Source organism: Sunxiuqinia sp. sy24 (assembly GCF_052677165.1).
Map to the genome: position 1 here is coordinate 45,605 of NZ_JBQYLH010000024.1, position 12,665 is coordinate 58,269.

Sequence of the window (12,665 nt, forward strand, 5' to 3'; positions counted from 1 at the left end):
GACACTTTTAAGGATCATCTCCAATTTTGAAGAGAAATTTTTGTTCGATCAATTTGTATGGAGGCCGGTATTTCTGTGTTTTGTCCGGTTCTTTAATCTTCATTTTAATCCGAAAAATTATTTATAAGAATGAAATAAGTCACATTTCTGGTTCCTGGCTCAGTCCTGTTTTCGTAGGGATTGAGCAGCCAGTAACCGATTGTGTCGCTTTGGGAATTTGGTACAAACAATTCAGTAATGCGGGTGTTTATATGTTTTAAAATAGCTTGGGACTATGAGTGAAATACTTCCATGCCTCTGGATATTTTGATACATTTAAACCAGACTAGAATTTTCTAACCTTTTTTAATAAATACTTTATGAAGATACACGAATATCAAGCCCGGGAAATCTTCAAGAAATACGACCTTCCGGTACCGAACGATGTGCTTTGCCATTCGGTTGAGGAAGTAGAAAAAGCAATGGCAAAGAAAGACGGCCTGGTTGTCGTAAAAGCGCAGGTGCTCGTTGGCGGACGCGGAAAAGCCGGCGGAGTGAAACTGGCTAACAACAAAAAGGAGGCGGTGGATGCAGCTTCTCAGATTCTGGGGATGGACATCAAAGGCTTAATTGTGGAGAAAATTTTGCTGGCTGATGCGGTCGACATTGAAAAGGAATTTTACGTTGGTCTTATTAATGATCGAAATACCAAGTCGGTGACCCTCATGGCGAGTGCCGAAGGAGGAGTGGAAATTGAAGAAGTGGCTAAAAAAACGCCGGAACTGATTCATAAGTTTCCCATTGATCCACTGACTGGCTTGCTGGATTTCCAGGCCCGTGCGATTGGTATGCAGTTGTTTGGCGATGTTAAATTGGCCCGAAAAGCAGCCGACATTCTTCAGAAGTTGTATACTTTATTTGTCGAAACGGATGCTACAATTGCAGAAATTAACCCCTTGGTGCTGACTCCCGATCATAAAATATGGGCGATTGATGGTAAAATGAATTTTGATGATAACGCGCTGTATCGTCAACCTGAAATTGAAGCTATGCGCGAAGCCGATGAGGATGAACTTAAAGAAATTGATGCGCATGAAAAAGGCTTGTCCTATGTGAAACTCGATGGAAACATTGGCTGTATGGTGAATGGTGCCGGACTGGCCATGGCTACTATGGACATGATTAAGCTGTATGGTGGCGAACCTGCCAACTTTTTGGATATTGGCGGAAGCTCTAACCCGCAAAAAGTGGTGGACGCCATGAATATCCTGATTTCGGATAAGAATGTAAAGGCAGTAATGATTAATATTTTTGGGGGAATTACCCGTTGTGATGATGTGGCCCGTGGCTTGATTGAAGCGCTGGACACCATTGGGTCGAAGATGCCGATCGTGGTGCGTTTGTCAGGTACTAATGCCAAGGAAGGGCTGGCCTTATTGAAAGAAAAAGGATTGCCAACGGTGCAAACCATGAGCGAAGCAGCCAAGAAGGCTATTGAGTTAAGTCGAGTTCAGGAATCATAAAAATTGAAGCAATGAGTATTCTCGTAAATAAAGATACAAAACTACTGGTGCAGGGAATTACCGGCCGTGACGGACAATTTCATGCCGGCCGGATGAAAGCATATGGAACTAATATTGTAGCCGGAACTTCGCCCGGAAAAGGCGGACAAGTGGTTGATGGGATTCCTGTTTTTGACACCGTTGCTGAGGCCGTTAAACAAACAGGAGCTAATACCTCGATTATATTTGTACCGGCTCCCTTTGCTGCCGATGCCATTCTGGAAGCTTCTTATGCAGGAGTCGAATTGGTGGTGGCCATTTCTGAAGGGGTGCCTATTCAGGATATGATTCGGGTGACTTCCGTTATTGAACGCAACGGAACCAAATTGATTGGGCCCAACTGCCCGGGATTGATTACACCCGATGAAGCGCTAATTGGCATTTTGCCGGGGATGATTTTCAAAAAAGGAAACATTGGATTGATGTCGCGTAGTGGTACTTTAACCTATGAGGTGGTGAATATGTTGACCATGAATGATATGGGACAGAGCACAGTGGTTGGCATTGGGGGAGATCCCGTCGCTGGATTGTACTATATTGATTTGCTTGAAATGTATGAAAACGATCCGGAAACCGAAGCTGTGGTGCTGATTGGTGAAATTGGTGGCGATGCCGAAGAGCAGGCTGCCGAGTACATCGCCAAGCACATGACTAAGCCGGTGGTGTCGTTTATTGCCGGACAAACGGCGCCGCCCGGAAAGCGAATGGGACATGCCGGAGCTATAATTTCCAGTGGCTCAGGAACGGCGGAAGAAAAGATTAAGGCTTTTGCCAAAGCCAATGTGCCGGTAGCCAAAGAGCCCTCAGAGATTCCCGGATTGCTACAAGAAAAGTTGGCTAAGGTCAATGCATAAAACAAAAAATCCCGCTCCAAAGCAGGATCTTTTGTTTCTAAAAAGTGGATAGCCGGTATCTAAGTTGGCGAAGTAAGTAGGGTAACCAGGTATCCAGAAGATGTCAGATAACCAGAAATGAAAACTATACTTTAAACAGACTTTGGAGGTTTAAAGTATAGTTTCAGGAGGACAACAGAAGTAGGATCGCAGCCTATTTTTACTAAATAAGCTGATGACGTGATCATTGACCCTAAATTTTTTGGGAAAAGAAGAGGGGGCAGTTCATGCTTGGTTTTGGTGTGTTTTTGCTTAAGCTGATTGTTTTGCTAAGAGTAAATATCTTGATGTATAGCGTTTTATGTGGATTGTTGCTTTTTGAGCTTGCCAGTTAGGTATTCGCTTTAGTAAACTGACATTTGATAACTCACTTAAACAATTTCATAAAGTATGATTTGACTTAACAATCATTTCCTATTTTTGGGAAAAATAATCCAAATCACCATGGTTAACTTCAGTGGGCTGAAGCTCCGGAATAAACTCCGGATTTTAAGTCTTTTTTCTATCCTTAGTTTGATCGTTTTAGGCTTTGTATCCAACTTCTTTTACAACACGGGTAAAACACTTAATCTGATGATTAATGCGGAGCGAGTACATAACAATGTGTTTCATGAAGGTATTGAGGATTTTTATCGCTACCAGATTTCGAATGATGAAGAATGGCGGGATAAGGCAGTCGCTAAAATGGAAGCTGCCAACCAGATGGCACTGAACTTCGCTGTCATTGAGCAGTTAGCTCAACTACCCAATGAAGAATTTGTTGATACTCTTTTTAATAGCTACAGAGAGGCTTATAGTGGTGATCGGTCAAATGCTGTTTTGATGGCTAGCCGGATTAAATTACTCTTATTGCTGGATCTCGAGAAGATGGATGAGGCTCAGCAAATTACGGATATCGTTTATGAGCAAGGAGAGAAAATAAAAAATGAAGTTTTAGCCTATAATAGCAGCTCTGTCGCTAAAGTTGACGAGAAGATCGCTAAAGAATTAGAGCAGATGAAAGTCTATTATGACGATTTTGCCAGAGCCATTTCTTCCCTAAGTAAGGTGACAAATAACCTGCTACTCGTAGGTATTGTTTTAATTGTCTTTATGCTGATTATTATAGTCTTTCTGATTTCTGAACTGATTAGCCGGTCGATTACCTCCCCTGTACACGAAATGGTTGATAAATTTGCTGTCATTGCAAAAGGGAATCTGACAGCTGAACTTTCAATTGATACCGATAATGAGATTGGAGAGCTGGCTAATTCATTCCGGGAAATTCAATACGGACTAAGGGAAGTAATCAATTACACGAAAGAAGTTGCTGATGGCGATTATAGTAGCCAAATTGTGCCGAGATCAGACCAGGATGAGTTAAGTATTGCCCTAAATAAAATGGTGGGTGAACTTAAAGAATCACATGAAAGAACAGAAAAAGATTCGTGGTTTACGGCAGGTATTAATTCCATCAATGAGAAGCTGCGGGGGAACCTGAACCCGACTGAAATTTCGTCACAAGCTCTTGCTTTTATGATGGAATTTTTACATTCTCAGTTAGGGAGTATTCATATGTATGACCCGGATTATAAGTTTTTGAAATTGTTGAGCTCTTCTGGCTTCGATCCCAGTAAACTGAAAAACCGGATAAAACTTGATGAAGGGATTATTGGGCAGGTGGCCTCTTCCAAACAAATGGTAAGCTTAAACGATATTTCGGATGAATCGTATGTTACGTATTCGTCGTCGGGAGAGTTTAAACCCAAACAAATCATTGTTACGCCACTACTTTTTAATGAGAAACTAATTGGGATTCTTGAATTATCCTCGCTGACGGAGTTTACGACATTCGAACTGGAATTCCTGAACGAAGCGTCTGAAATTCTTGCCATCTACCTCAATTTATCAGAGAATGTGCTAAAAACCAACGAACTGTTGCAGAAGACTCAGGACCAGGCCAGTGAGCTTCAGGTTCAGCAGGAGGAACTTCGGGTGGCTAACGAAGAGTTGCTTGAGCATACCGAGGTGTTGACTGAGAATGAGAAAAAGTTACAAGTTCAACAGGAAGAGCTGCGGGTAGCCAATGAGGAACTCGAAGAGCGGACTCGTCAATTGGAGATTCAAAAAGAAAGTATCAGTACTCAAAATGACGAATTGACTGATGCGCACGATAGACTGGAAACCAAAGCAAAAGAGTTGCAGTTGGCAAGTCAATATAAGTCAGAGTTCTTGGCTAATATGTCGCACGAATTACGAACCCCGTTGAACAGCTTACTGATCTTATCAAGCCTGTTGTCAGCCAACAAGAAGGGTAACCTGACGGAGGATCAAATACAATCAGCAAAAATCATTCATAAGAGTGGGGCCGATTTATTGCACCTGATCAATGAAGTGCTTGATTTATCGAAAATCGAGGCTGGAAAGATGACGATCGATATGGATTTTGTTCAAACAATCGATCTTAAGGACGAGGTTGTGATGAGTTTCAAAGCAACAGCAGAAGATAAAAAATTGGCTTTTGAGGTGGGGGTTGAAAATGGCTTTCCGCAACAAATACAAACAGACAGGCATCGACTAATGCAGGTCTTGAAAAATCTGTTGTCCAATGCCTTTAAGTTTACCAGCCAAGGGACTGTAGCGGTCGACTTTTTGTTAACACCTCAGGAAACGGTTTTCCGATCTCCCGAACTTCAGCATGAAAATACCTGCTGTATCAAGGTTTCGGATACCGGAGTCGGAATTCCAGCAGAGAAATTGGAAGCTATATTTGAAGCCTTCCAACAGGCTGATGGCAGTATTTCCCGAAAATTTGGAGGAACGGGTTTGGGCTTATCAATCTCCCGCGAATTAATCAACATGCTGAATGGCGAAATTCAACTTGAAAGTCAGGTTGGCAAGGGATCGGCTTTCTACGTTTATTTGCCGAAGAACTCCGGCACTGAAGTGATTCCGGAGCAGGAGACCTCCGTTCAAACCAAAGAGCTGAGAGGTAACACGACTCGAGAAACACACGATCAGCTTGCAAGCGCTGAACACGATCCGGTTCTTGTTCCTTTTATTGATGATGATCGAAATAATAGCTTGAACGGGCAGACGGTGCTGGTTATTCATCCATCTAAGCCGCAAGCTGAGAAATTCTTGCAACAAATCCGGACAAAGGGTTTCCATGTCATTGCAGCGGCTAACATTTCGGATGGAATTATTCTGGCCGAGAAATTTCATCCTAAAGCCATTATGCTGGCCGTCGAATTTGCAAACAGCATGGATTCCAACTATCAAAAGTTGAAAGAGCACCGCATGATTGGGAAACTGCCGGTTCATGTGATTACCCCCATTGATTACAACGAATCGGAAGAGCAAGGAGAGCTAAAAACTCTTGAAACAATTGAGTTTGCCGATGCGCTAAAAACGCTGGAAAGTCATTTCTCGACGCCTGTGAAAAAAATGCTGATTGTTGAGGATAACATTTTGACGCGTAGTGTTATCAAGACGATGTTGTTTGATCTCAATCTTGAAATCCGTGAGGCCGAGATGGCAAATGAAGCTTTTGAGATTCTATGTCGCGAGAAGTTTGACTGTATCATTCTGGATTTGGGATTACCCGATTACTCAGGGAAAGAGCTGCTTGAAAAGCTTAAAGACAGCAAGATTGATATTCCTAAAGTGATTGTATATACCGGAAAGGATATGTCACAAAATGAAATTAGGGAATTGAATGCATACACGGATACCATTATTCTGAAAGGTATTAAATCCGACGAACGACTGATGGATGAAGTCACCCTGTTTTTACATCAGGTTTCGAAACGAATACTTGGCAAAAAAGTAAATCTGGCCCTAATTAATGAGGAAACGCTTTTCAAAGGGAAAAAGATAATGGTGGTTGATGACGATATCCGAAATGTATTTGCTTTGGGGCAAATTCTTGAAGAGCGGGAGATTGAGGTAGTCGATGCCGAGAACGGACAAGCGGCTCTTGATTTACTGAACGAAAACCCACAGGTTGATCTTATTTTAATGGATGTCATGATGCCTGTTATGGATGGTTATGAAGCTATGCGCATCATCCGTGGCACACCTGGAATAAAAGATATCCCAATCATTTGTCTGACAGCCAAAGCCATGAAAGAAGATCATGAGAATGCGTTGAAAAACGGAGCGAATGATTATTTATCAAAGCCATTGGATGAGAATAAATTATTTTCTATGCTCAAAATATGGCTCTATAAAAATTGAATTGGTGAACGGTTAAGCTAATGATGAATAAGGGTTTGCAGCTGAAGCGACGTAGTGAATTGAAGAAAAATTGTAAATGCAATAAATGAAACCAAAAATACTGATTGTTGACGATCTGGTCGAGAATTTGATTAGCCTGGAGGCTGTTCTTGAGGACTTTGATATTGAGTTATTTCGGGCTTTTTCGGGTGAAGAGGCATTGAAATTAAGTATCAAGGAAGAATTTGCCCTTGTGATACTCGATGTGCAGATGCCAGGGATGAATGGCTATGAAACATTGGAGATGATGCGTCAGCGCAAGAAAACCAAGTACCTTCCGGTCATATTTGTTTCGGCAATCCATCAAAGCGATTTGCACATTATTAAAGGAATTGAAACCGGTGCGGTGGACTTTATTCCCAAACCTATCATTCCGGACATTTTAAAAGGTAAAGTCCGGGTTTTTCTTGATTTATACCTACAGCGTGCTAAACTGGATTATTTGCTAGCCGAAATGGAGCAGGCCAATTTGAATCTGAAAATTGCTAAAGATAAAGCCGAAGAAGCGACTCGCACCAAGTCCATGTTTTTAGCCAACATGTCGCATGAAATACGCACGCCACTTAACGGGGTGATTGGAATTTCGAAATTGCTGCAAAAATCAGAATTAACCGATGATCAGAAAGAGCTACTCAATATTGTCACCAACTCGGGTGAAAACTTATTGATGATCATCAATGATATTCTCGATTTCTCAAAAATAGAATCTGGTCAAATTCAGTTTGAAACCATCGATTTCAAATTACAGGAATTAGTTGAAAACGTCTTTCAATTGATGAAGTTCAAAGCGATTGAAAAAGGGATCAAGTTCAATTATTCAATTGCTGAAGATGTTCCGGAATTTCTTTGTGGCGATCCGTTGCGCATCAACCAAATTTTGATGAATCTGGTCAACAACGCCATCAAGTTTACGCATCAAGGGAAAGTTGAAATCCATATCGAGCTGGTGGATCGGCATGAGTCAATGACTCGTGTTTTATTTCGGGTAATTGATACCGGTATTGGAATTTCGGAGGAAGGTAAATTGATGTTGTTTAAAGAATTTTCCCAATCCGAAACATCCATTACGCGTAAATATGGAGGAACAGGACTGGGCTTGGCTATTTCTCAGAATTTAGTGTGTTTGATGAATGGCGAAATTAATGTGAATAGTGAAATTGGTCAGGGATCTGAGTTTTGGTTCCGCCTTCCGTTAAAAGAGGCCTCCCAACAATTGGAAGAGAAGAAAACGCAACAGATTCATCATCATCACGATTTGCGTATCCTACTCGCAGAGGATAATGCCATTAATCAACGGGTTTGTGAGCTTACCCTGAGGCAATTAGGCTATGCGTGCGATGTTGCAAACAACGGAGAGGAAGCGGTCGCTATGCACCAGGATTCAGCTTATGATTTAATTCTTATGGATATGCAAATGCCAGTACTTAATGGTATTCAGGCAACAAGAATGATACGGGTGATGGATAAGGACAAGCTGGTTAAACATCCGGTTTACATTACAGCCGTAACGGCAAATTCGTTGGTTGAGGAGCAAAAGGATTGTCTTTTGGCCGGGATGAATAACTTTTTGAGTAAGCCTTTTTCTGAAAAAGATCTTTTGACGGTATTGCAGGAAGTTATTCAAACGAAAATTAAAAAGAATCAACCGGAACATGAGTGCATACAATGATTCAAATGCTGATTTGTTGACGATTGAGTTGAATCTGCTGTTGGAGGGTATTTTTCAGAAGTATGGATATGATTTTCGAAATTACAGCAAAGCTCATATTCGCCGGCGGGTTTTAAACAGGTTGGGCTTAAGTCGCTTGGAAACGGTGTCTGAATTGCAGAGCAAAGTTTTGCGGGATCCGGATTTTTTCAGAGATTTTCTGGAAGATTTATCGATCAATGTGACAGAGATGTTTCGCGATCCGGAATTTTACCGGTCGTTTCGCGAAAACATTATTCCGAAACTTAAAACCTACACTTATTTTAAAGTGTGGCATGCCGGATGTGCAACAGGTGAGGAAGTTTATTCGCTTGCTATTTTGTTGCAGGAGGAAGGATTGCTGGATCGATGTCAGTTTTATGCAACCGATTTTAACCGCAAAGTGCTGGAAATAGCCAAAGAGGGGGTTTATCAGAAAACGGACATGGAGCTGTACGAACGCAATTACCGGCTTTCCGGCGGAAAGGGAAAGTTATCCGATTATTACAATTCAATGTATGGTTCAGTTATGCTTAATAAAGAGCTTTCGAGCCGGATTGTTTTTGCCGATCATAACCTGGTGACTGATGGCGTATTTGCTGAAGTGAACCTGGTCATGTGTCGTAATGTATTGATCTATTTTGATAAAATACTTCAAGATAAAGTGTTGAATCTTTTGTCTGAAAGTCTGGTTCCTTCAGGCTATTTATGTTTGGGGACTAAAGAGAGTCTGAAATTTTCCAAGGTTGAGAATCAGTTTAGTACCCTTGATGACAAACAAAAGATTTTTAAAAAGAAGTTGGATGTATAAAGCAATCGTTATTGGTACTTCCTATGGCGGACTCGAGGCCCTGAAGGTTATTCTTCCACGATTGGAGAAGGGTTTTCCCTTACCAGTAATTATAGTCTTGCATATTGGCGATCACAACAACGATGTATTTATTCGGCTTTTGAATGAGCTTTGTCCGCTACATGTAAAAGAAGCCGAAAGTAATGAGCCTATTTTGCCGGGACAGGTTTATTTTGCTCCGCCCAATTATCACTTGCTGATTGAGGATGATTTGATGTTTTCGTTGTCAACAGACGAAAAGCTGAATTACTCGCGACCCTCTATCGACATTCTTTTCGAATCGGCTGCCTGGGCTTACAAACGTGAACTTATCGCCGTGATTCTTACCGGAGCCAATTCGGATGGCGCTAATGGAATGAAGACTATTAAAAGTTTCGGAGGTAAAACCGTAATTCAAAACCCTTGCCATGCTATTTCGCCTATTATGCCTCGGTTTGCTTTAAAAATTGCCAAGCCTGAAATCAGGCTCGACCTTGAAGATATTGCCGATAAGCTTATTGAGCTGGCCTATTCAGAAGGTACCGACAATTAACCTTTAGTCATTGGCAAATGTACGTCCTTCGAGTTTGTTGAACGATAGAATGAGTAAGAGATTGTTGTTCTTCATGGTATCTTGGTCTGTCAGAGTTTCCTGTTTGTTTTGAATATAGGTATTTTTTATTAATTCACTTTCGCCTGCTTTCAGCATACCTTGCAATGAGTGGGGCGTAATTCTCTTGTGCCTGTTTCTGAATGTTTTGCATCCTAAGGCGCTGGCAATAAGTTGTGAGCCCAGACAGATTCTCAGGCCGACTTTGTTAGCAGTAATTGCTTCTTTCAGAAAGTCCTTTTCGACTTTAAACCAGGGATACGTACCATCATCAACTCCCAAGGGGCTGCCCATCACAATAAACCAATCGAACGGATTGAGCCGGGAGGGTTGGTAGTCGTTCTCGAAAAATCGGGTAAAAGTCAGTTGATACTCCTGGTCTCTGATCCAGTTTTCAATCGAGCCAAGTCCTTGAACAGGGACATGCTGAGGGCAATGAATCCGTTGTGCTTTTATTCAATTATAACGCGTTGTTTGGTTGCTATCAATGCAAAAAATTTTGCTCGAAGCAGGATTTTGGAAGCTATAATTTTTCAAGGTAATCGATGAAATCTTCCATGTTGTCAAAATCCTTTTCTTTTTCGCAGGCCGATGTAATTCAAGTTGACAGCTAGTTGGTCGGTTTGAGAATCCATGCATATTCCGTATCGGTCTTTTGTGTTTGCGTGAAGTCATTTGGATTATACAAGATTGCCGCTCTGATGTTCACTTGGAAAGCAGCAACATCCTCTGGATGCAAGCCCCAAGTGGTAAGATAGTCATCGCCTTCTTTGGTGGCGGGGCCTTCTTGATAGTTGATGCCGGGGGTAAATTGAACGGATTCAGAGTTAAAAGCGAAAGTTTCAACCTTGGCTTCGCACAGGTCTGAATAGAGTGTTACCGGACCAGTACATCAATGCTGTAGCCTTTGTATGGTACGTTCTCTGAAAGCATCTCCATATACGATTGATTGGCTTCTTTTTTTACCCGTGCGGTTCGTTTGCTGACCGGTTAAGGAAAACAACTTGCTGGCCGTCCCATAAGCGAACGCCTCCGAGTCCAACCGTTTGTCCGGCGTTATACTGATCGGCTGCCCAGCCATTCATTTTCTACTACTGGCCCGTGATAGCCAACGTTTTGGTATAAATCACCAGTCTCAGACTCAATCGTGGTCACTTTCCTGGGCTGATTTTCCCAATATAAACTAGCAGTTGTTTTGTTCTATACAGTTGCCTGCAACCCAATTCGTGCGATAAAAAATAAGGCGAATAATGCTTTCATAACGAATTGCTGATTATTGTTTCGAATAACAAGAATAGAAATATCACCGATGAAATTACATACAGATGAGAAGATCGTGATTTGCAGTTATTGAAAAGAGAATGAAGAAGGGAATTTGTTGACTTTGAAACCGGGCTGCATTATTTGAAAAAGGATAAGCTTTTTGGTGGAGTTTGATTTCTACCTTATAATCAGACACTAAAAAAATAGAAGGGGCTGATTCCATTCGAATTCAGCCCCTTCATTTTGGGTTGGTCTAACTAATGTTACCCAAATCTACCTGGTTTAAAGCAGGTCGTATTAGCATGTGTTCAAACAAGTTTTCAGTGCATTACTTTTCTATTTTTGGTAAATTAGGCGACCTGTTTGAACGCTTTCGTTGATAATCAACCTGTAAATTAACATTTCGGGTGTTTCATTTACAGGAGTGTATTCAAGCCTGTTCTGCACGCCTCCTTCAACCGGGCCATCGAGCAATGTTGCTACCTTTTGGCCAAGTAAATTGGTGATTTCTAAAGTAGCATGCGCGTTGCTGTGGGTTGTAAATTCGAAAGTTACCGTCTCGCTGAATGGATTAGGGTAGACTTTCAAATTGGTAGACTTCAGGCTCAATGTGGTGAGAGACTCTGATTCCTGAATTGCTACAGATCCAATAGAAGGAGCTTGGCAATCCACAATGGTATACCTTGCAGGACTATTGCAAGAACGAAGTTCAAGCGTACCATAACTGCCAATTGCGTAGCTTCCATCAATTTCAGTTGTGAACACATATTCACATGACGAGCTACTTGTCCAGTTCGCTAATGTTTGACCAACGATCGTCTTCGGATCGTACTTCACATACAGTACATAATCACCAGCCGCAGCTCCGGTCACATTGATGGTTACGACACCACCAGATTCTAAAGCTGAAACCCCGTCGGACACTCTGTTACAATTGCTATCATAAAGTTTAACATCCAGACTTATGGTATTGAAAGCAGTCAATCCACAGTCATTAGCCTGTTTAACCTCAATTTCAGAGTCACCAGCCGGTAAAGTCAGGTGTGTGAAATAAATCATGGCACCTGGTACCGATTTGCTGATGATATCATCCTTATCCGTACGAACACAGATGTAATCCAGGTTGTACGTATCAAGTGTTTCATCCGGACAGTTGTTGTAGTTGTAACACTCGGTTCCTGTCGGGAAGATATGCGGTCCGCACTCTTCGGCTGTCAACGTTGTTGTACAGCTTGTTGAGTTACCACAATCATCGGTAGCGGTAAAGGTTACGATTACAGTTGCTCCCGGCTGAACGGCATCGTTCAGTCCGCTTGCGCCATCAGAACGAGTCCAGGTAACTGCAACATTATCGTCGCAATTATCAGTGGCAGTTGGAGTAACTAAGCTTGGTAATTCATCACAAGCCAGTGCCTGATCAGCAGGACACGTAATTGTTGGCGGTGTTGTATCAACTACCGTGATTATCTGAACACAGCTGGCAGTGTTACCACATTCATCTTCTGCCGTCCACGTACGGGTAATGGTCTCGGTATTGCCGCAACCAGGCGTTGATGAATCGGAATAGGTAATTGTAACATCGCCG

9 protein-coding genes are annotated in these 12,665 nt (G+C 41.9%); 6 read left to right on the forward strand and 3 right to left on the reverse strand.

The window, feature by feature from the left end; translation table 11 throughout:
* The first annotated feature begins 359 nt into the window (after window positions 1-359).
* From sucC to ACUNWA_RS17630, 6 genes are all read left to right on the forward strand, one after another.
* Entirely contained in the window at window positions 360-1,502 is a 1,143-nt protein-coding gene (gene sucC / locus ACUNWA_RS17605; protein WP_445593238.1) for an ADP-forming succinate--CoA ligase subunit beta, read from the forward strand.
* Between the two features lie 11 nt (window positions 1,503-1,513).
* On the forward strand, window positions 1,514-2,395 hold the full coding sequence (gene sucD / locus ACUNWA_RS17610; RefSeq protein ID WP_445593239.1) for a succinate--CoA ligase subunit alpha: 882 nt from the start codon (window positions 1,514-1,516) through the stop codon (window positions 2,393-2,395).
* Window positions 2,396-2,854: 459 nt separating this feature from the next.
* Complete coding sequence (locus ACUNWA_RS17615; RefSeq protein ID WP_445593240.1) at window positions 2,855-6,652, forward strand: response regulator; 3,798 nt, start codon at window positions 2,855-2,857, stop codon at window positions 6,650-6,652.
* A gap of 85 nt (window positions 6,653-6,737) precedes the next feature.
* A complete protein-coding gene (locus ACUNWA_RS17620) occupies window positions 6,738-8,360 on the forward strand; it encodes a response regulator (RefSeq protein WP_445593241.1) in 1,623 nt (540 codons plus the stop codon).
* Window positions 8,344-9,189: a CheR family methyltransferase gene (locus ACUNWA_RS17625; RefSeq protein ID WP_445593242.1), complete on the forward strand. Its 846-nt coding sequence runs from the start codon at window positions 8,344-8,346 to the stop codon at window positions 9,187-9,189. The genes ACUNWA_RS17620 and ACUNWA_RS17625 overlap by 17 nt, the downstream gene beginning before the upstream one ends.
* Window positions 9,182-9,760 (forward strand): chemotaxis protein CheB, encoded by a 579-nt coding sequence (locus ACUNWA_RS17630; RefSeq protein ID WP_445593243.1) that lies wholly within the window; start codon window positions 9,182-9,184, stop codon window positions 9,758-9,760. Before ACUNWA_RS17625 ends, ACUNWA_RS17630 begins: the two co-directional genes overlap by 8 nt.
* Window positions 9,761-9,763: 3 nt before the next feature.
* Here the strand turns inward: ACUNWA_RS17630 and ACUNWA_RS17635 are convergent, their stop codons facing one another.
* The 3 genes from ACUNWA_RS17635 to ACUNWA_RS17645 form a co-directional block, all read right to left on the reverse strand.
* The gene (locus tag ACUNWA_RS17635; protein ID WP_445593246.1) at window positions 9,764-10,273 is read right to left on the reverse strand and encodes a glutamine amidotransferase-related protein; all 510 of its coding nucleotides are present in this window, start codon (window positions 10,271-10,273) and stop codon (window positions 9,764-9,766) included.
* Window positions 10,274-10,779: 506 nt separating this feature from the next.
* The gene (locus ACUNWA_RS17640) at window positions 10,780-10,902 is read right to left on the reverse strand and encodes a DUF4861 family protein (RefSeq protein WP_445593244.1); all 123 of its coding nucleotides are present in this window, start codon (window positions 10,900-10,902) and stop codon (window positions 10,780-10,782) included.
* A gap of 514 nt (window positions 10,903-11,416) precedes the next feature.
* A partial coding sequence (locus ACUNWA_RS17645) for an HYR domain-containing protein (RefSeq protein WP_445593245.1) occupies window positions 11,417-12,665 on the reverse strand: 1,249 nt, incomplete at its 5' end.